At 46.5% G+C, this 20260-nt stretch carries 16 protein-coding genes; 6 read left to right on the top strand and 10 right to left on the bottom strand.

Annotation, left to right across the window (positions count from 1 at the left end):
• Positions 1-482 precede the first annotated feature (482 nt).
• The 6 genes from fre to trxA form a co-directional block, all read right to left on the bottom strand.
• Entirely contained in the window at positions 483-1196 is a 714-nt protein-coding gene (gene fre, locus NL645_RS22420; protein WP_074190854.1) for an NAD(P)H-flavin reductase, read from the bottom strand.
• 14 nt (positions 1197-1210) lie between these two features.
• Positions 1211-1480: a 2Fe-2S iron-sulfur cluster-binding protein gene (locus tag NL645_RS22415; RefSeq protein ID WP_012841284.1), complete on the bottom strand. Its 270-nt coding sequence runs from the start codon at positions 1478-1480 to the stop codon at positions 1211-1213.
• Positions 1477-3330, bottom strand: coding sequence for a 4-hydroxy-3-polyprenylbenzoate decarboxylase (gene ubiD / locus NL645_RS22410; protein WP_253652445.1), 1854 nt, complete (start codon positions 3328-3330; stop codon positions 1477-1479). Before ubiD ends, NL645_RS22415 begins: the two co-directional genes overlap by 4 nt.
• Positions 3331-3422: 92 nt before the next feature.
• Positions 3423-4415 (bottom strand): hypothetical protein, encoded by a 993-nt coding sequence (locus NL645_RS22405; RefSeq protein ID WP_253652444.1) that lies wholly within the window; start codon positions 4413-4415, stop codon positions 3423-3425.
• 105 nt (positions 4416-4520) lie between these two features.
• On the bottom strand, positions 4521-5780 hold the full coding sequence (gene rho, locus NL645_RS22400) for a transcription termination factor Rho (RefSeq protein WP_005378757.1): 1260 nt from the start codon (positions 5778-5780) through the stop codon (positions 4521-4523).
• Between the two features lie 196 nt (positions 5781-5976).
• On the bottom strand, positions 5977-6303 hold the full coding sequence (gene trxA / locus NL645_RS22395) for a thioredoxin TrxA (protein WP_004745500.1): 327 nt from the start codon (positions 6301-6303) through the stop codon (positions 5977-5979).
• 111 nt (positions 6304-6414) lie between these two features.
• On the opposite strand from trxA, the gene rhlB reads away from it, so the two are divergent.
• Positions 6415-7734 carry an ATP-dependent RNA helicase RhlB gene (gene rhlB / locus NL645_RS22390; protein WP_005397003.1) on the top strand — a complete coding sequence of 440 codons (1320 nt, stop codon included), beginning with the start codon at positions 6415-6417 and terminating at the stop codon, positions 7732-7734.
• A 19-nt stretch (positions 7735-7753) separates the two neighbouring features.
• Positions 7754-9247 (top strand): guanosine-5'-triphosphate,3'-diphosphate diphosphatase, encoded by a 1494-nt coding sequence (gene gppA, locus NL645_RS22385; protein ID WP_253652443.1) that lies wholly within the window; start codon positions 7754-7756, stop codon positions 9245-9247.
• 180 nt (positions 9248-9427) lie between these two features.
• On the opposite strand, the gene NL645_RS22380 is transcribed toward gppA, so the two are convergent.
• From NL645_RS22380 to recQ, 3 genes are all read right to left on the bottom strand, one after another.
• Positions 9428-10096, bottom strand: a complete 669-nt coding sequence (locus NL645_RS22380; RefSeq protein ID WP_005397008.1) for a 7-cyano-7-deazaguanine/7-aminomethyl-7-deazaguanine transporter — start codon at positions 10094-10096, stop codon at positions 9428-9430.
• A 282-nt stretch (positions 10097-10378) separates the two neighbouring features.
• Positions 10379-10684 (bottom strand): DUF3630 family protein, encoded by a 306-nt coding sequence (locus NL645_RS22375; protein ID WP_005397009.1) that lies wholly within the window; start codon positions 10682-10684, stop codon positions 10379-10381.
• A 9-nt stretch (positions 10685-10693) separates the two neighbouring features.
• Positions 10694-12529: an ATP-dependent DNA helicase RecQ gene (gene recQ / locus NL645_RS22370; protein ID WP_005397012.1), complete on the bottom strand. Its 1836-nt coding sequence runs from the start codon at positions 12527-12529 to the stop codon at positions 10694-10696.
• Positions 12530-12703: 174 nt separating this feature from the next.
• Between recQ and rarD the strand changes: the two genes are divergently transcribed.
• From rarD to ggt, 4 genes are all read left to right on the top strand, one after another.
• Positions 12704-13621, top strand: a complete 918-nt coding sequence (rarD, locus tag NL645_RS22365) for an EamA family transporter RarD (protein ID WP_006743075.1) — start codon at positions 12704-12706, stop codon at positions 13619-13621.
• A 74-nt stretch (positions 13622-13695) separates the two neighbouring features.
• Positions 13696-14493: an AraC family transcriptional regulator gene (locus NL645_RS22360; protein ID WP_253652446.1), complete on the top strand. Its 798-nt coding sequence runs from the start codon at positions 13696-13698 to the stop codon at positions 14491-14493.
• Positions 14494-14594: 101 nt separating this feature from the next.
• Positions 14595-15266 (top strand): LysE family translocator, encoded by a 672-nt coding sequence (locus NL645_RS22355; protein ID WP_109170373.1) that lies wholly within the window; start codon positions 14595-14597, stop codon positions 15264-15266.
• 98 nt (positions 15267-15364) lie between these two features.
• Positions 15365-17131: a gamma-glutamyltransferase gene (gene ggt / locus NL645_RS22350; RefSeq protein WP_253652442.1), complete on the top strand. Its 1767-nt coding sequence runs from the start codon at positions 15365-15367 to the stop codon at positions 17129-17131.
• A gap of 760 nt (positions 17132-17891) precedes the next feature.
• On the opposite strand, the gene uvrD is transcribed toward ggt, so the two are convergent.
• Positions 17892-20066, bottom strand: coding sequence for a DNA helicase II (uvrD, locus tag NL645_RS22345; protein WP_046874565.1), 2175 nt, complete (start codon positions 20064-20066; stop codon positions 17892-17894).
• Positions 20067-20260: the final 194 nt, after the last annotated feature.

Here is a 20260-nt window from a genome sequence, read left to right as displayed (position 1 = left end):
CTTCAATTTAAGATTTTGTTCGGCTCAATGAATACTGAACATTACATAAAGTAATGTTTGAATTGACTGTGCTGAATCCGAAGATTCAATGGTCACTTCGTTTCATTGAAACCTAATTTGATACCGAGGTATCTAATTGGATTATCATCAACGAGTGCCCACACAGATTGATAGGTCTATATTGTTAAAGAGCTTGCTTTACGAGAAGTTTTCCTCTCAAAGCGGAGGTGCATTCTAGCGATTTAATTGGCAGTGTCAAACACTTTTTCAATTTTATTTTTCGTAGAAGCTTTTTACCTCTCCGACCCTGCTGAAGCCTTATCGCCTCTGCCGTGTCGGTGGATGCGCATTATAGGGAACTCAGATCCGTTCGCAACCCTTTTTTGGAAAAAAATGGGAAAAACCGACTGTTCGATGACTATTTCATCAAAAAAGCAAAAAAGAGGGTAAAAAACCCTCTTTTTCTGCCTCACAAGCCGTATTTAAATGAATGCGTACGCGTCTGCGAACATACGTTCGCTCTTCGCTTTCTTGTTCTGAGTGAACTGTTCACGTGCTGCGCCAGCCATTTCGAATCGACCTGCAATATAGATATCGTAGTTTTCTAAGCTTTCGAAATCTTCACTCACCGCTTGTAGCACGTTACCAACCTTACCTTGCCAATCAGCAGGTGCTTCTTCTACAACTGGAACAAAGTGAACGTTAGTAAACTTATCGGCGATCTCGATCAGTTCTTCTTTTGCATAAAGTTGGCAGTTATCGCGCGCACCCCAATATAGATAGATAGGGTTGGTTTTATTCTGCGCGACGCAGTGATCCAGAATCGAGCGCACGTAACTAAAACCTGTACCACCAGCAATTAATAATAGTGGACGTTCACTTTCTTCTTGAACCCAAGCGTCACCATGCGGGGCATCAATTTCAATCTGACCATCAGTTTCAAGCGCCGCTTGCATTGCTTCGACAACTTCTTGAGCGTAAGCGTTGTGTTCCGCCGCACCGATATGCAGTTCAAGTTCACCTTCATGACGGCAAGGGCTGCTCGCGATAGAGAAAGGACGTTTGTCTTTTTCACCCATCACTACCATTAGGTACTGACCCGCTTTAAAAGGCACTGGTGATTCTGGGTGAAGAAGGATTTGGTAAGTATTACAAGCTAACGGCTGAATAGACTTTACTTTACATTGGATGGTCATGGTGTTCCTCTCGCTTACTCATCAAAAGTAAGCACTAAATTACTTTCTGTATAGGCTTGGCAAGGGAATATCCAACCTTGCTGTTGCTCTTTTTCGGTTAGCATAGGTTCGAGGTGGTAATTCACCTCGCCCGTTAGCTTTTTACACATGCACATGGCGCAAGCGCCAACTTGGCAACGGTGTGGGAAGCGAATATTGTTGTTGAGCGCAGCTTCCAACACCGTCTCCCCTTCTTTTACTGGAAACGTAACGTCCATTGGTAGAAGGTGGACTTGATGACTCATAGAATACCTAACTGGTCCCAAATCTCATCGACTTTAGCCACAAGTTTAGGATCTTTTTTGATAGGCGTACCCCACTCGCGCGTGACTTCAGATTCGAACTTGTTGGTCGCATCCAATCCTAATTTGGATGAACACTCAGTCTTACCACGCACTTGAATGGTGTCTCTATCTGGGTCCATTCGAGTTGTCACAGCCCAAATGATGTCATTCCAATCTCGTGCATTAACGTCATCGTCGCACAAAATGATGAATTTGTTATCCGTGTACTGAGCAAAGAAGCCCCATAGATATTCCATCAATTCTTGGGATTGACCAGCTTGGTCTTTCTTCATAGTCACGACAGCAAATTGGTTGTTTGCTGTAACTGGAAGATAGACGTCAACAATCTCAGGGCGTTGCTGTTTTAATGCATCCAGATCCGCTTCGTTAATCGCTTTATTGTCACGCTCAGTAACCTTGGTTCGTGTCGCGAGTTCAGCATCCCATTTAATGGTCGCATCCAAGCCCATCTTAGAGCCAAGCCCAACCACTGGCGAAGCAAAGTCGAGCGAGTCGATTGGCGTGTTGTCTATCATCAAGGTATCACGTACAGGATCCATATGCTCTGACATGGCTTTAACGACATCATTCCAATCTCGCGCGTTTACCGATTCATCGCACACAATAACAAACTTGGTGTACATGAATTGACGTAAGAAAGACCACACCCCCATCATTACGCGCTTGGCATGACCTGGGTACTGCTTCTTCATGGTGACGACTGCCATTCGGTACGAACAACCTTCAGGCGGTAGATAGAAGTCTTCAATTTCTGGGAACTGCTTTTGCAGAATCGGCACAAACACTTCGTTTAATGCCACCCCCAATACAGCAGGTTCATCTGGCGGACGACCTGTGTAGGTACTGTGATAGATTGGGTCTTTACGCATAGTAATGTGCGTAATGGTAAACACGTGATGCTTTTCTTTTTCATTGTAGTAGCCCGTGTGATCACCATAAGGACCTTCATCAGCAAACTCGTTCGGGTCGATATAGCCTTCCATGACGATTTCCGCGCTTGCTGGCACTTCCAGATCATTGCTGACTGACTTAACGACTTCAGTTTTGCTGCCACGCAACAAACCTGCAAACGCGTACTCCGATAGCGTATCTGGCACTGGTGTTACTGCGCCAAGAATGGTTGCAGGGTCTGCGCCAAACGCAACCGAAACCGGAAAAGGTTTACCTGGATTGGTTTCCATCCAATCACGTAGGTCAAGCGCACCACCACGATGAGCTAACCAACGCATGATGATTTTGTTCTTGGCGATTTTCTGTTGGCGGTAAATACCTAGGTTCTGACGTTTCTTGTTTGGACCTTTGGTCACGGTTAAGCCCCACGTGAGCAGTGGTGCAACATCTTCTGCCCAACAGCTCATTACCGGGACTTTATCCAAATCGACTTCGTCCCCCTGCCAAACAACCTCTTGGCACGCCGCTTTGCGCAGACGCTTGGCTGGCATGTTCAATACTTGCTTGAACACTGGCAATTTTTCCAATGCGTCTTTGAAGCCTTTTGGTGGCTCAGGTTCTTTCAAATAAGCCAGCAGCTTACCGACTTCTCTTAATTCTTTAACATCTTCACGTCCCATACCAATCGCGACACGCTCTGGTGTACCAAATAGGTTGGTCAAAACAGGTACGTCGTAGCCAATTGGGTTCTCAAACAACAGCGCAGGTCCACCAGCACGCAAGGTGCGGTCACTGATTTCTGTCATTTCGTAAGCGGGATCGACAGGGTGAGCAATGCGTTTAAGCCGACCTTTCTGTTCTAGGTGGTCGATAAATTCGCGTAAATCCTTAAAACTCATAGGCCTTCATGACTGGCTGATTAAACTGTCCGCAGTATAACAAATAGGAGGACGCTAAGATCCTCCTATTTTGTGTGGGTATGTGAGCCAGATTACTTTAATACTTGCTCTATCTGCCGAGTCTTCACTTGATGGTTGTTAGAGACTAACTCTTCCAACCAGGTTTGATGCCCTTGCTGCGCCAGCTCTCGAGCGACCATGGTAGCTTCTTCCGATAGTGCCATTTTGCTCACTAGAAACTGTTTCACTTGCGGAGATAAAGGGTTGGATTTTGTGAGTAGACTAATGGCTTCTGGTTTGAGTGACGGATTGACGGTGGAGTTCATCAATTGCTGAATTGAAAAAACGTCCCCAACCGTAGCTAAACGCTCGAGTTCGGACTGGCTATTGTAATCCGCTCTCATCCGCCAGAGTAAGTTGTACACTTCCTCATCTTGACTGACTTGCGCTAATCTCACGATCACGGCTGTCGATGGTAGCCAACTGGTCACATTCGCTTTGGTTAACTGAGTGGTTAATGCGGCAAGCGCATGCGGTGATAAGCTGTCCAACTCTCGAATCAAAAGTGCTTCACGCGCTTGAGCTTGTTGAGATTGCCCTGTAAGCCATTGCTTTAAGTCGAGCTCTTTCCGCTCAGCTTGTAGTACAAAGTCCAAGGTACTTTGGTCTTGCTTCCAACGCTTAATCAAGCGGCTCGCAATGGCAGGAAAGTTAAAGGCAGGCACACTAAACTCATACCCGTCCCCTCGCTCTAGAACCTGATAAGTAGGAGTCATACGGATCTGAGACTCAACAAACAGAGCCATTCTAGGCGTGAGAATCACATCGTGCTTCTCAAGCTTTTCCAATAACCGAAAACGCACGACCTCTTGTTGAGGTAAAGCTAGTCGATCAAGGGCAAATTTAAGCGAGTCGACTTCATCCCTGACAACGTAATCAAGTAGTTCAGAGACTTTAGCCTGTATTTGAGTATCCTGAAGCCACTGTTCTACTACAGACTCCTGCATTTCCTTGGCAGATAACGTCGCGGGTAGTGTGATAAGTGACAAGCTCAGGAGTAATGACGACAACATTCCTTGTTGCATGTTAACCTCCCGATAACATTTGTCCTCATTCTGATGCTTCCATCGGGAGAAAGCAACAAAAAAGCCACCGTTAACGGTGGCTTTTTTAGAATAAGGACTCAGCTATTACTGACGACGCATCGCATCGAAGAACTCATCGTTGGTCTTCGTCATCGCTAGCTTATCAATGAGGAACTCCATTGCGTCGATTTCGCCCATTGGGTGAACGATCTTACGCAGAATCCACATTTTCTGTAGTTCATCAGTTTTCGTCAGTAGCTCTTCGCGACGTGTACCCGAACGGTTGAAGTCAATCGCAGGGAATACACGCTTCTCAGCAATCTTACGGTTCAAGTGCAGTTCCATGTTACCTGTACCCTTGAACTCTTCGTAGATAACTTCATCCATCTTAGAACCAGTATCAACTAGTGCCGTTGCGATGATCGTTAGGCTACCACCCTCTTCAACGTTACGTGCCGCACCGAAGAAACGCTTAGGACGGTGTAGTGCGTTTGCATCCACACCACCTGTCAGTACTTTGCCTGATGAAGGTACTACGGTGTTGTAAGCACGAGCGAGACGAGTGATAGAGTCAAGCAGGATAACCACGTCTTTCTTGTGTTCAACAAGACGTTTTGCTTTCTCGATTACCATTTCCGCTACTTGTACGTGACGAGATGCTGGCTCATCGAAAGTCGACGCGACTACTTCACCTTTAACTAGACGCTGCATCTCTGTTACTTCTTCTGGACGTTCGTCGATAAGAAGTACCATCAACTCACACTCTGGATGGTTGTATGCGATGCTTTGAGCAATATTTTGCAGAAGCATTGTCTTACCCGCTTTTGGCGGAGCAACAATCAGACCACGTTGACCTTTACCGATAGGCGATGCCAAATCTAAAACACGTGCTGTGATGTCTTCTGTAGAACCGTTACCACGCTCCATTACCATGCGTTCATTTGCATGTAGAGGGGTAAGGTTTTCAAATAGGATCTTGTTACGAGCGTTGTCTGGTTTGTCGTCGTTAACGGTATTGACTTTTAGAAGGGCAAAGTAGCGTTCACCGTCTTTTGGTGGACGAATTTTACCAGCGATAGAGTCACCAGTACGTAGGTTAAAGCGACGAATCTGACTTGGTGATACGTAGATATCGTCCGGACCCGCAAGGTATGAACTATCTGCACTGCGTAGGAAACCAAAGCCGTCTTGCAGAATTTCCAGAACCCCATCGCCAAAGATGTCTTCGCCGCCTTTAGCGTGCGCTTTTAAAATCGCGAAGATGATGTCTTGTTTTCTTAAGCGAGCTAGGTTCTCTAATCCTAAGCTTTCGCCCAGTTTTACAAGGTCAGACACAGGTCTGTTCTTCAGTTCGGTAAGGTTCATGGTGGTGGATTCTTGTTTAGTCAAAATAAGATCTGTTTTCTAGTTAAGATGGATTTGGTCTCAGGATCGACCAAGAAGAGAAATTTGTTCAATTAACGCGCGATAAGTTAGCACTAATTAGTATTCTAGTCCAGAGTTAGAAAAACAAAACCGTGCGTTGTTACTTTGCACGGTTTTATCTGTAATCACTTGGTGATTATAAGTTTGCGTCCAAAAACTCTTTTAGTTGAGTTTTAGACAGAGCACCAACTTTCGTTGCCGCTACGTTGCCGTCTTTGAATAGCAGTAGCGTTGGAATGCCGCGAATACCAAACTTAGGTGGTGTACCTGCGTTATGGTCGATGTTTAGTTTACCGATAGTGAGTTTGCCTTCGTACTCGTCTGCGATTTCGTCCAGAATAGGAGCGATCATTTTACAAGGACCACACCATTCTGCCCAGAAATCCACTAGAACCGGGCCTGCAGCGTTGATTACATCGTTTTCAAAACCGTCATCAGTTAGCTGCAAAATCTTATCACTCATCTTCCACTCCAATGTGTTTTTCGAAACTGGTTGGATGATAACCAGTAATTAGATGCCCTATTGGAATGTATTTACTTTCGTATTGCAAGCTTTAGCTGATATTCTATAGCCATGAAAAAGACGCATATCACAGAGCAAAAGTTCGCCGATTTGGGCTTAAAGCCCCAAGTTATTGAAGGATTGGACAAAAAAGGGTTCGAATTTTGTACCCCTATCCAAGCCTTGGCGTTGCCGGTCCTGCTCACCGGCCAAGACATCGCAGGCCAGGCCCAAACGGGTACTGGTAAAACGCTCGCGTTTCTTACTGCTACATTCAACCACCTTCTGACGACACCAGAGCATGAAGGTCGTAAACCTACGCAGCCACGCGCAATCATTATGGCGCCAACACGTGAGCTTGCTATTCAGATTTACAATGATGCAGAAGCATTAACTGAGAGCACTGGTCTAAAAACCGCTTTGGCTTACGGTGGTGAAAGCTACGATAAGCAATTGAATAAGCTGCAAGATGGTGTCGATATTCTGATTGGTACGACAGGCCGTATCATCGATTTCTACAAACAGCGCGTATTCAACCTTAACAACATTCAAGCCGTTGTTCTGGATGAAGCCGACCGCATGTTCGATCTTGGCTTTATTAAAGACATTCGCTTCTTGTTCCGTCGTATGCCTGAGCCAAAAGAGCGTTTGAACATGCTGTTCTCAGCGACGCTTTCTTACCGCGTTCAAGAACTGGCATTTGAGCATATGAACACCCCTGAGCATGTTGTGGTAGAGCCAGAACAGAAAACTGGTCACCGTATTCAGGAAGAACTTTTCTACCCTTCTAACGAAGATAAAATGGCCCTCCTTCAAACTTTGATTGAAGAAGAATGGCCAGATCGCGCCATCATTTTTGCGAACACGAAACACAAGTGTGAATCGGTTTGGGGTCACTTGGCTGCCGATGGACACCGTGTCGGTCTTCTTACTGGTGATGTACCGCAGAAGAAACGAGAAAAGATTCTTGAGCAATTCACCAAAGGTGATGTCGACATTCTTGTTGCAACTGACGTTGCTGCGCGTGGTCTGCATATTCCTCAAGTGACGCACGTTTTCAACTACGACCTTCCTGACGACTGTGAAGATTACGTTCACCGTATTGGCCGTACAGGTCGTGCTGGGGCAAGCGGCCACTCGATCAGTTTTGCTTGTGAAGAGTACGCAATTAACCTGCCTGCAATCGAAGAATACATTGAGCACACTATCCCAGTTTCAGAATACGATTCGTCAGCGCTGATCCAAGATCTGCCAGCGCCAATTCGTATGCGTGCGCCACGCAACCAACAGCGTCGTACGAATACTGGCGGTACTCGTTCAGGTTCAGGTAACCGCAAGCCGCAAGGACGTCGTCCGCGCCAACCGCGTCAATCGGCACCAAAACAATCGTAAAAGGAAACTGAGTTCGTTTATGAGTCAAGCAGGATCATCGCCGCTATACGCCGCCATCGACCTCGGGTCGAACAGTTTTCACATGCTCGTTGTGCGTCATATCGATGGCAGCGTTCAAACAATGGCTAAAATTAAGCGCAAGGTTCGTCTAGCAGCGGGCCTAGATGAACATAATTCTCTTAGTATGGAAGCTATGCAGCGAGGATGGGACTGCTTAAGTCTATTTGCGGAACGCTTGCAGGATATTCCTAAACAAAACATTCGTATTGTAGGCACAGCCACTTTACGTACCGCCACGAATGTAGATGTGTTTCTGGAGAAAGCGAACCAGATTCTTGGTCAACCAATCGACGTTATCTCCGGTGAAGAAGAAGCGGCCACTATCTATAAAGGTGTCGCACACACTTCTGGAGGCAGCGGTCGCCGTCTTGTTGTCGATATCGGTGGCGCAAGTACCGAGCTCATCATCGGTGAAGGTTTCGAAGCCAAAGCACTGACCAGTTTAAAAATGGGTTGTGTGACTTGGCTGGAAAACTTCTTTAAAGATCGCCAGTTGAATGCGCGTAACTTTGACGCAGCAATTGAAGGCGCGAAGCAGACAATCCAGCCAATTCTAGAGCGCTATACAGAAATCGGTTGGGATGTGTGCGTTGGCGCATCAGGCACCGTTCAGGCATTGCAAGAGATAATGCTAGCGCAAGGTATGGACGAAGTAATCACTCACTCCAAATTGAAACGCCTGCAGAAGCAAGCCATGTTAGCCGATCATTTAGAAGAGCTCGACATTGAAGGCTTAACGCTTGAACGTGCGTTAGTGTTCCCTAGCGGCCTATCTATTTTGATTGCCGTTTTTGAATTACTGGAAATCGACGCGATGACACTCGCGGGCGGCGCACTACGTGAAGGCTTAGTCTACGAGATGGTTGAAGAGCTACGTCAAGAAGACATCCGTGCTCGCACAATTGCCAGCGTACAAAATCGTTATCAGCTCGATCACCAATACGGTGAACAAGTTGCGACACTGGCAAGCAGACTGTTGGAGCAAGCCGGCGGCGATGAGTGGATTACGGAACCTCAAGGCAAGATATTGCTTGAAACCGCCGCAAAGCTGCATGAAATCGGCTTAACGATCGATTTCAAAAAAGGCGGTGAGCACAGTGCTTACCTACTCCAGAATTTGGATTTACCTGGCTACACTCGCGCGCAGAAGTTCTTTATTGGTGAGATTGCCCGTCGTTATCGAGAACAACTCACCTCACTGCCTGAGCAACACGCGTTATCAGGCTCAAGTGCCAAGCGCGTACTGCGGTTGTTGCGCTTAGCGGTGTTGTTGACTCACCGTCGCAACCAAAACTTAGAGCCAAACGTCGTATTAACGGCTGAAGGTGACAACCTAACATTAAACATTGATGCACAGTGGCTAGCGGCCAACCCGTTGACCGCCGCTGAGCTAGAAATCGAATCCAACCGTCAAACTGATATCGGTTGGCCATTAACGATTACCTCTGATTAATGGTTGTTATCCCATGACAAAGGCTCCTTTTGGAGTCTTTTTAATACCCGTTATTATCCTATGTACAACTCATAGAGTTTTGAGACACCAATGATCTAAATACTCATTTCGCTGTACATTTGCTTTAGAAACAACAAAGCCGCTATCAAAAGCGGCTTTGTTGCTATTAACTGATGAAAACTATGCCGTCGTCGTAACTTTAAAGTTAGGGTTCACTGCCGTTAGCTTCTTAATTAAGTAATTCAGTAGTACGCCGTACATAGGCACAAACAGACCAAGACTAATCACTAACTTAAAGCCGTAGTCCACCAGCGCGATTTCCGTCCAATGTTCCGCCATAAATGGATCTGGACTTTGGTAGAACGCAATCGCGAAGAAGGCGATGGTATCCAGTGCATTACCAAAAAGCGTTGAACACGTTGGGGCCACCCACCACTGTTTCATTTGGCGTAGGCGGTTGAACACGTGCACATCCATAATCTGACCAAGTAGATACGCCATGAAGCTAGCAATCGCGATACGAGCAACGAATAAGTTAAATTCCCCTAAGTGACCAAAACCTTGGAACTGCCCCTCGAAGAACACCACCGATAAGAAGTAAGAGACAGCCAAAGCAGGCAACATTACTAAGAAAATGATCTTACGCGCCAACTGAGCACCGAAAATACGTACGGTTAAATCCGTCGCAAGGAAAATAAATGGGAAGGTGAATGCCCCCCAGGTGGTATGTAAGCCAAAGATAGTAAACGGTAGCTGAACTAGGTAATTGCTGGATGCAATAATGACTAGGTGGAATAAAACCAGATAGATAAGGGCGTTGCGCTGCTGCGCAGGGGTAAAGTTACTCATGCGATACCTTTTTAGTTTGGTTTGGGGGCGAGGGAACCCAAATCGAGCGTTTTCTACAGAGAAAAGCACTCTTACCAACAATGTAAAAAATGACGATTAAACTAGCTTAACTCATTCAGAGTAAAGCGGTGGGCGATTATACATTAACCAATTTTACTCACAAGCGGTGTTTTATACGCAAACGTTTCTTCGCGAACATCACGTCAAAACCAAGGGCTTTGATGCAAAAATAAGAAAGGGTGTTTCATGTGAAACACCCTTTAAAGAATAGATAACTTGAATTTAGAAGCCGCGTTGGAACAATCCGGCTAAATAGTCGAGCTCTTCCCTACTCTCTTCTATTGTTAGCGCTTCAAACCAAATCGCTTCGCTGTAGTGCTCCGCTTTCATAAATAAGCGGCAGCCTTCAAAATCGATCAACCAAGAGTGAATATCCGCATCCCACTGTTTTTCTACCACAGACGCAGATAATAATCCCACCAAACGCTCACCCAGTGCCGGAAAAGTATCGAGGTCGAAGCTTGGAGCGGTAATAATAAGACGCCCTTCTTCAACAATGTAATCAGCGAGACCAAATTCCTTGTGCATATGGATTCCTTATCCGTGGTGAGTAATGTGTTCTTGGATCAGATCCAAGAATGGATCGGCGTATTTTTCTAGTTTACGTTGACCAACGCCACTAACCGCTAACATTTCGCCGTATGACGTTGGCAGCATTTCTGCCATATCAATCAAGGTCGCATCACTGAATACCACATATGGTGGTAAACCATCTTCATCGGCGATCGACTTACGTAGCTTACGTAGTTTGGCAAACAACTTCTTATCGTAGTTTTTGCTGGTCAGTTTATCCGACTTCGCGGCACGTGCAGCGGTATCTAAACGTGGAACTGCAAGTTCTAAAGACACATCACCACGTAGTAATGGACGTGCTTCTTCGGTTAATTGCAACGTCGAGTTACGAGTGATGTTTTGAAATAGCAGCCCTTTATGAATTAACTGGCGGAAGATACTCACCCAGTAATCATGGCTGTGATCACGACCAATGCCGTAAGTCGAAATTTTATCGTGGCCATGTTCGCGCACACGAATGTTTTGCATCCCACGCAGCACCTCAACCACATACGTCATACCAAAACTTTGGTTAACGCGGTAAACACACGACAACGCTTTGCGCGCTTCTTCGGTCGCATCAAAGTGTTTTGGTGGGTCCAGGCAGATATCGCAGTTACCACACGGCTTTTCGCGATACTCTCCAAAATAGTTGAGCAGTACCTGACGACGACAGGTTTGCGCTTCCGCAAAAGCACTCATCGCATTGAGTTTGTGGCTTTCTACCTGCTTCTGCGGTCCATCATCTTTTTCATCCAACATACGACGCAACCAACTGATGTCGGCTGGGTCATACAACATCATCGCCTCGGCAGGCAGGCCATCTCGCCCTGCTCGACCAGTTTCCTGATAATAGGACTCGATGTTACGTGGAATATCAAAATGCACAACAAAGCGCACGTTTGGCTTATTGATACCCATGCCGAATGCAACCGTCGCAACGACGATTTGAATGTCATCACGTTGAAAAGCTTCCTGAACGTAAGCTCGCTCTTCAGTATCCATCCCTGCATGATAACCAGCAGCGCGGATATGGTTGTTGCATAGCTTCTCGGTCACCATTTCAACTTTCTTACGACTGCCGCAATAAATAATGCCGCAGCTTCCCTTTTGGGTGGCTAGATAGCGAATGATTTGAGAAACCGGTTTGTGCTTTTCTACCAAGGTGTAACGAATGTTGGGACGATCAAAGCTTCCTAGATACACCTGAGGCTCATGTAAGCGTAAGCGTTCTAGAATATCACGACGCGTCGCATCATCGGCGGTGGCAGTAAGTGCCATAAAAGGTACATGTGAAAAGTGTTGCTTTAACTGACCTAACGCCGCGTATTCTGGGCGAAAATCATGTCCCCACTGAGAGATACAATGTGCTTCATCCACAGCGATCATAGATAAGGGTAAGTTTTCTAAACGCTCAATAAAGTCACGCATTAACACGCGCTCTGGCGAGACATACACTAGCTTAAGCTGACCAGAGTGCATGCGATTATACACACTCAGTAGCTCTTCTCGATTCATGGTCGAGTTCACACACTCCGCTGCTACACCATTGGCTTTCAGTTGATCAACTTGGTCTTTCATCAATGAAATCAGCGGTGAAATCACCAAGGTAATCCCTGAGCGCACTAACGCCGGAATTTGGTAACAGAGAGATTTACCGCCACCAGTCGGCATGATGACCAAGCTGTCTTTGCCTTCGATAGCGGCTTCAATCACTTCTTGCTGACCATCACGAAACGTCTGGTAACCGAATACTTCCTCCAACACACGTTGAGGCGTTACAGGCGTATCTGATTGTTCGGCTAGCAAGGTTGAGGTCATGAATAATCTCAGATTGAGTGATCGTAGAAATGCTTTTGCATGCCCAGGCACACAAAGTGAGGGCACATTGTAATGGGGTTTCGTGGTGAATAAAACCGCAAATTGCTAGGTGTTTCGCATCACGACTCGTATACTGATTTTCTGCTCTATAAACACACAATTAGGTGACACCTCATGACACCAGAAGACGAACAACAACGCGCTCGGCAAGGTATCTTGCTGGCGATTGGTGCCTATACCATGTGGGGCATTGCGCCGATGTATTTTAAATCCATCGCACAAGTATCCCCTTTGGAGATTCTGAGCCACCGGGTGATTTGGTCTTTCTTTTTGCTTGCCGCACTCCTTCACTTTGGCCGTCACTGGCGCTCGGTTTACTACATCGCGAAAGACAAAACGAAGATCGCTTACCTGATCGCAAGTTCTGTATTAATTGGCGGAAACTGGCTGATTTTCATCTGGGCGGTCAATTCCAATCACATGCTTGACGCGAGCTTAGGCTATTACATCAACCCATTAATCAATGTCTTGCTCGGCATGGTCTTTTTGGGAGAGCGACTTCGTAAGTTGCAATGGTTTGCTGTCGTATTAGCGGGCTGTGGTGTACTGGTCCAATTGATTGTATTCGGCTCCGTGCCCGTTGTTGCGATGGCGTTAGCAATGAGTTTCGGCTTCTATGGCCTCTTAAGGAAGAAAGTCAGTGTCGATGCAAAAACAGGATTGTTTATCGAAACATTACTCCTTCTGCCTGTCGCCGCCGTGTATCTGCTGTTTATTGCAGAAACCCCAACGTCGAATATGCTCACTAACCCGTTAGCATTAAATAGCTTGTTGATTGCAGCAGGGGTGATTACCACACTGCCCCTACTTTGTTTTACGGGTGCGGCAACAAGACTCAAATTATCAACATTGGGCTTTTTCCAGTACATTGGCCCAAGCTTGATGTTCTTACTTGCAGTACTGATGTATGGCGAACCCTTTACCATGGATAAAGCGATTACCTTTGCCTTTATTTGGGGAGCGCTAGTCGTGTTTAGCTTTGATGGACTGCGCAACAACCGTCGCTCACGCCGAATCGTTCAGCCACAGTGATCGTTTTTTACAAGACAAGTTAGAAATTGCCAGATAAGCTTGGTCATAATGTGACCAAGCTTTTTTTGTATGTAATGGAACAGATTCAATACTACGCAACCGACCATGATCAGCTGAGCCTGATCGAGGCGAAATACCAGAAGTTTGCCTTTCAAAGGCACTATCATCTGGACTTTCACCTCGGTCTGATCACGCATGGCACGCAAAAGTTCCAATATCAAGGCTGTAGCCATCAAGTGGGTCATGGGCAAATCGTAATTATGCCGCCAGATGAACTGCACGACGGGCACTCTAAGCTCGAAAGTGGCTATGAAGTGAATGTATTTGCGATCGAGCCGCACCTACTCAGCGATCTCGCCGATCTTAGTCAAAATGGTCAAATAATCCGCTTTAATGAATTGATCATCTCCGATCCACAGATATTTTCACAACTTAGTAACTTGCATGCTCTTCTTCGCCGCGATAACCTCAGCCAACTCACCAAAGATTGCCTTCCTTTTGAAGGATTTAATCAACTTTTTGATCGCTACGGATCACTCGCGAGGCAAAAAGTGGTCCCTCTTGGGAAACAGTCTTTAAATACCTTAAAAGATTACTTAATGGCGAATCTCGACCAAACGGTTCGCTTAGATGCACTATCAGAGCTCTGCCAACTGAGCCCCACGCAGTTTCAACGCCATTTCAAAGCGCAAACCGGCATGACGCCTTATGCATGGTTTGCTCGCTTGCGATTAGAGCAAGGAATGAAACTACTCCAAGCAGGATGGTGTGGTACGGACGTCGCCTATCAAGTGGGCTTTTATGATCAGGCCCACTTTAGTAAAGCGTTTAAACAAACCTATGGCGTCTCGCCTTCACAAGTGGCACGCTAATATCTCATACGCTGTGGTATTCAGTACTGCTAGTTTTTTACAAGCACTAGCGAATAAGAATCACGACAATAGCTCATATCTACTATGTTTTGAGATGTGTTATGAATGAATCGACTATCCTTTTAACGCTTGCCAGTATCCACTTCATTGCCTTAATGAGCCCAGGTCCGGATTTTGCGCTTGTGGTACAAAATGCCACCCGTCATGGCCGTCAAACTGGCTTATACATTGCGCTTGGCTTATCAGTCGGTATTTTGCTGCATTCTTTATTCAGCCTAACGGGGGTGAGCTATTTAGTTCACCAGCATCCTCTGCTCTACTCCGTCTTACAATTGCTTGGGGGCAGCTATCTGTTGTATTTGGGTGTCGGTGCACTGCGCGGCGTGATCGCGATGATCAAAAACCCACTTTCTGATCAGCCAAGCAAAAACAGTAATCTTGTGATCGGTAATAAACGCCAAGCGTTTACCAAGGGGTTCGCAACTAATATTCTCAACCCCAAAGCCTTAGTATTTTTTGTAAGTTTAATGTCGAGCCTTGTCCCAGTGGGCATGTCGGTGACAGGAAAAGGAATTGCTCTGGTGATTTTGTTTGGTTTGTCGCTACTCTGGTTTTCTAGCCTTGCATGGATGCTGTCAACGCAGCGCTTGCAAACAAGATTACAGCAAGCCGGTATTTATATAGATGGTTTATGTGGTGTGGTATTTACCCTAGTTGGCAGCAGTATTTTAGTGCAAACCTTCCGCTCCTTTCTCGATAACTCTCTGATTTAAAAGCGTCGCACACTCGACATTTCTGTAATAGGAAACTCGACGACCATCTCCGTGGCTGCCAAGCTGAATAACCTTAGTTGGCAACATGGAGAGTCATCATGCAATGGACATTTAACCGACTCGTACTCTCGGGTCTTTTTCTTACTTCCCCTTTCACCTTCACTGGACAAGCCTTCGCTAACCAAGCTGCAGATTCGGTCGCACCAGAGCACAGCACTGGCATTGAGCAAAAGCAGCTGGTCAAAGCTAAAGATTATATGGTTACCGCTGCTAACCCACTGGCGACCCAAGCGGGTGCAGACGTACTTGAGCAAGGCGGGAATGCGATAGATGCCATGGTCGCGGTGCAATTGATGCTCGGCTTAGTTGAACCCCAGTCATCAGGCGTTGGTGGTGGGGCGTTCTTAGTGTATTGGGATAGTGAAAAGCAACAACTGACCACTTACGACGGACGTGAAACCGCCCCCCTCGCCGTCACGCCAAAGCTATTTTTAGATGAGAACGGTCAGCCATTGCAATTCTACGATGCCGTGGTTGGTGGACGCTCTGTCGCAACACCAGGCACCGTGAAACTATTGTGGGATACCCACCAGAAATACGGCAAGCTGGAATGGAAAAAGATCATTCAGCCTGTTATCTCGCTTGCGGAGCAAGGATTCAAAGTCAGTCCTCGCCTAGCAAGCTTGATAGAAAAAGACGCCGAGCGTTTATCACGCTTTCCAGTCACAAAAGCCTATTTCTTTAACTCGGATGGCTCGCCAAAAACCGAAGGTACGCTATTAAAAAACCCTGAATACGCACAAACGCTGAGTGCTATTGCTAAGCAAGGCGCCCAAGCCTTCTACCATGGGGATATCGCCAGAGACATTATCGAGACGGTACAAAACGCGCCGGGTAACCCCGGTGTATTAGCCCAACCCGACTTTGATACCTACCAAATCAGACAACGTGAGCCGGTTTGTACAGCATACCAAAGCTATGACATTTGCGGCATGGGACCACCAAGCTCTGGCGCGCTCACCATTGGTCAGATTTTGGCGATCACTGAACAGTACGATCTCAAAGGCTGGGGGGCCAACAGCATTAAATCTTGGCAAGTACTCGCCGATGCATCGCGTCTAGCGTTTGCTGACCGTGGTAAATACATGGCAGACCAAGATTACGTGCCGATGCCAACTCAAGGCTTGCTCGATAAAAGCTACCTCCAGCAGCGAGCAGAGCTGATCCAAGTCGGCAAAGCACTAAGCAAAGTTGAAGCGGGCAATCCTCCGTGGTCGCACGCAATGAACTTAAGCATGGACGAGTCCATTGAACTCCCTTCCACCAGCCATTTCAATATCGTCGATAAGCAAGGCAATGTGGTTTCAATGACGACCACCATTGAGAATGCGTTTGGCTCGCGCTTAATGGTGCGTGGCTTCTTGCTCAATAATGAACTGACCGATTTCTCTTTCCGTACTCATAACGACGGAATCCCAATCGCCAACCGCATAGAACCAGGCAAGCGTCCACGATCTTCAATGGCCCCGACCATTATGATGAAAGATAACAAACCTTACATGGCGATAGGTTCTCCGGGTGGCAGTCGAATCATCGGTTACGTGGCGCAAACCATCATTGCCCACACGCAATGGGATATGAATATCCAACAAGCTATCAATCAACCACGATTACTCGACCGTTTTGGCACCTTAGATATTGAGCAAGGTACCGCTGCAGAAGGCTTACAGCCAGAGCTGGAGAAGATGGGCTTTAAAACCAATGTTCGTGATTTGAATTCTGGACTGCATGCGATACGCATAACAAAAGATGGACTAGAAGGTGCCGCAGATCCTCGTCGAGAAGGAGCAGCAATCGGAAAATAGGCCTGTTTTGCTCGACTCCTTGTGCGAGATCTCTCACAAGGAGTGGAGCAAACCTCTCTTTTTTAATGGTAAAACAGCCCACAAATAAACATAAACTATTGAATAATATAAATATGTTTATTTTTCAAACGCTTTTTGATTGAGAAAAATGTGGGCTTCGACCATTGTTGAGAATCGTGAAGAGCGTAATATGAATCTTGTCGGAAGGATGCTGACACGGAACAGGAAACACCACGGATTTGGTGAACTTCAGGAAGAAGAAACGGGTATTCAGGATGAATAGTCGGGCATGGATTGCAAAACTGGACATTGAACGGAATCAATAGCAACTAGGACGGTTGCTACTAAGGACGGGAAATGGACACCTCTGGACGAGGAAAGGACTGAACATCAGGATGATGTCATGGACACCGCTCAGGGAACAAGTGATGAGAGCTAACGAGGATGGTTAGCAGACCAGGATAAGGTCAAGGACACCGCTAGGAAGGCGACGAAAGGATTAAGCTGAAGGAATGCAGCACGCTATCAAGGATTTGATGCATGGAGCACTTTTAGTAGCTGGATTGCTGCGAGTAAGACTATAACCCCGACGGGCGTAAGCCCTCGGGGTTTTTCTTTGTCTAAAGATAAGCGATTTAGACTAAGAGCCTTTTCGAATAGCGTCATTTAGCTCCCTATCTTTCAGCATTTTGTTGATTCAAAACAGCCAAAACAGAAAGAGCCACCGAAGCAGCTCTTATGTTCATTTTTTCACAAAGCCCTACAGCTTCTCCAGTCTCGCGTAAGCGGTGACTAACCATTTAATGCCTTCACCATTGAAAGCAATCTGCACTCGGCTTTGTGGGCCACTGCCCTCAAAATTGATGATTGTTCCTTCACCAAATTTCGGATGCATCACACGAGAACCTAGTGAAAAACCAGTCTCATTGAAGTTTTCTTTTACTGCGGTTTGGCTAAAACGTCCACTACTTGAAGGGCGACTCACTTGCGCCTTCATGCGCACTTCATCCAAACACGTTTCTGGTAATTCACGAATAAAGCGCGATGGTTTGTGGTATTTGTCCTGGCCATATAAGCGACGCATTTCCGCGTAAGTAATGTAGAGCTTTTGCATCGCGCGCGTCATGCCCACATAACACAGACGGCGCTCTTCTTCCAAACGCCCTGCCTCTTCAGCGGACATCTGGCTTGGGAACATACCTTCTTCCACACCGACCATGAATACCAATGGGAATTCCAAACCTTTCGCACTATGCAGAGTCATCAGTTGGACTGCATCTTCAAATTCGTCCGCCTGACCTTCGCCCGCTTCTAGAGCCGCATGTGTTAAAAATGCCGTCAGCAGAGACATTTCTTCCGCTTCTTCTGGTTTTTCGAATTGGCGAGTGGCGGTAACCAGCTCCTCCAAGTTTTCTATGCGAGCTTTAGACTTTTCGCCCTTCTCTTGCTCATACATCGCAAACAAACCCGAGTACTTGATCACGTGGTCCGTTTGCTCGTGCAATGGCATTTCTAGTGTATCGTCTTCCAGCGCGGTGATTAATTCGACAAAACGACTTAACGCACCAGCTGCTCGACCCGGTAATACTTGCTCATCGAGCATTGCCAGACTGGCTTCCCACATAGTGCACCCTCTATCACGAGCTGCACGACGGATAGTCTCTAGCGTCTTATCGCCCAGACCACGTGTTGGGGTATTCACGACACGTTCAAACGCGGCATCATCGTTGCGGTTCGCCATCAAACGCAAGTAGCTCAACGCATCTCTGATTTCTTGACGCTCGAAGAATCGCATGCCTCCGTAAATACGGTACGGTAAGCCTGCCTGAATTAATGCTTCTTCCAAAACACGAGATTGCGCGTTGTTACGATACAGCATCGCAGCATCATTCAATGCGCCGCCATTCTCTTGCCACTCTTTGATTTTATTGACCGCAAAGCGCGCTTCATCAAGCTCGTTATAAGCGCTGTAAACCGAGATCGGCTCTCCCACATTGCCATCCGTCCACAGCTCTTTACCCATGCGTTCAGTGTTGTTCGCAATCAAGGTATTGGACGCTTCAAGAATCGTCTTCGTCGAACGATAGTTTTGTTCGAGACGGATGGTGTTCACGCTCGGAAACTCCAGCGTGAACTTCTCAATGTTCTCGACTTTTGCACCGCGCCAACCATAAATTGACTGGTCGTCGTCACCTACAATCATCACGTGACAATCTGGGCCAGCCATCATGCGTAGCCAAGCGTATTGAATGTTGTTGGTGTCTTGGAATTCGTCAACCAAGATATGCTTAAAGCGTGCTTGGTAGTGTTCACGCACAAACTTGTTGTCACGCAGTAGCTCATGCGCGCGCAGCAAAATTTCCGCAAAGTCCACTAAGCCAGCACGATCACACGCTTCTTGGTAAGCGGTATACAGCTGCAAATAAGTTTTGGTCACTGGATCGTGATAAGCGTCGATATGCGATGGGCGTAATCCTTCGTCCTTCTTACCATTAATCCACCATGAAACTTGGCGTGCAGGCCACTGCTTTTCATCCAAGTTTTGTGCTTTGATCAAACGCTTTAACAAGCGCTGCTGATCATCGCTGTCTATGATTTGGAAATCTTCCGGTAGCTTGGCATCAAGATAGTGTGCACGCAAAATGCGGTGACAAATACCGTGGAAAGTCCCATTCCACATGCCAGATGCACTGCCCATCATCAACTCTTCAATACGACCACGCATTTCTGCTGCCGCTTTATTGGTGAAGGTGACCGACATGATCGAGAAAGGAGAAGCTTGCTCGACTGACATAAGCCAAGCGATACGGTGAACAAGAACGCGAGTCTTACCACTCCCTGCACCAGCAAGGACAAGTAAGTTTTCTAGAGGAGCTGCAACGGCTTCACGCTGTTTATCGTTTAGACCGTCGAGTAATAGAGATGGATCCATCATGATGAGCTACTGGTTATTTATACATAAAAACCGATTATAACCTAAACAGCTGGGTGCTGTTTAGACAAAACTTGATAAAAAATTCGTTGTTTTTTTAATCTTTCATTCAAAGAGTTAACGAAGGTAATCACTCCAAAACCATTCGCGAGAGTTATTTTTATGAAAGTTTTTCTGCCTCATCTCTATCTTTTAAT

Origin of the sequence: Vibrio sp. Y51_MX_L26, from assembly GCF_024181935.1 — a bacterium.
GTDB classification, from domain to species: Bacteria; Pseudomonadota; Gammaproteobacteria; order Enterobacterales; family Vibrionaceae; genus Vibrio; species Vibrio diabolicus.
Note: the sequence above shows the minus strand (reverse complement) of the source record. Positions and strands in the feature narration are given on the sequence as shown.

What these genes read in the sequence shown, in the direction of transcription:
- gppA (WP_253652443.1), top strand. Translation starts at nt 7,754, where the DNA reads ATGAGTCAAGCAGGATCATCGCCGCTATACGCCGCCATCGACCTCGGG.
- NL645_RS22375 (WP_005397009.1), bottom strand. Translation starts at nt 10,684, where the DNA reads ATGCACAAGGAATTTGGTCTCGCTGATTACATTGTTGAAGAAGGGCGT.
- ubiD (WP_253652445.1), bottom strand. Translation starts at nt 3,330, where the DNA reads ATGAGTTTTAAGGATTTACGCGAATTTATCGACCACCTAGAACAGAAA.
- rhlB (WP_005397003.1), top strand. Translation starts at nt 6,415, where the DNA reads ATGAAAAAGACGCATATCACAGAGCAAAAGTTCGCCGATTTGGGCTTA.
- fre (WP_074190854.1), bottom strand. Translation starts at nt 1,196, where the DNA reads ATGACCATCCAATGTAAAGTAAAGTCTATTCAGCCGTTAGCTTGTAAT.
- NL645_RS22360 (WP_253652446.1), top strand. Translation starts at nt 13,696, where the DNA reads ATGGAACAGATTCAATACTACGCAACCGACCATGATCAGCTGAGCCTG.
- rho (WP_005378757.1), bottom strand. Translation starts at nt 5,780, where the DNA reads ATGAACCTTACCGAACTGAAGAACAGACCTGTGTCTGACCTTGTAAAA.
- trxA (WP_004745500.1), bottom strand. Translation starts at nt 6,303, where the DNA reads ATGAGTGATAAGATTTTGCAGCTAACTGATGACGGTTTTGAAAACGAT.
- ggt (WP_253652442.1), top strand. Translation starts at nt 15,365, where the DNA reads ATGCAATGGACATTTAACCGACTCGTACTCTCGGGTCTTTTTCTTACT.
- NL645_RS22380 (WP_005397008.1), bottom strand. Translation starts at nt 10,096, where the DNA reads ATGAGTAACTTTACCCCTGCGCAGCAGCGCAACGCCCTTATCTATCTG.
- NL645_RS22405 (WP_253652444.1), bottom strand. Translation starts at nt 4,415, where the DNA reads ATGCAACAAGGAATGTTGTCGTCATTACTCCTGAGCTTGTCACTTATC.
- recQ (WP_005397012.1), bottom strand. Translation starts at nt 12,529, where the DNA reads ATGACCTCAACCTTGCTAGCCGAACAATCAGATACGCCTGTAACGCCT.
- NL645_RS22415 (WP_012841284.1), bottom strand. Translation starts at nt 1,480, where the DNA reads ATGAGTCATCAAGTCCACCTTCTACCAATGGACGTTACGTTTCCAGTA.
- uvrD (WP_046874565.1), bottom strand. Translation starts at nt 20,066, where the DNA reads ATGATGGATCCATCTCTATTACTCGACGGTCTAAACGATAAACAGCGT.
- NL645_RS22355 (WP_109170373.1), top strand. Translation starts at nt 14,595, where the DNA reads ATGAATGAATCGACTATCCTTTTAACGCTTGCCAGTATCCACTTCATT.
- rarD (WP_006743075.1), top strand. Translation starts at nt 12,704, where the DNA reads ATGACACCAGAAGACGAACAACAACGCGCTCGGCAAGGTATCTTGCTG.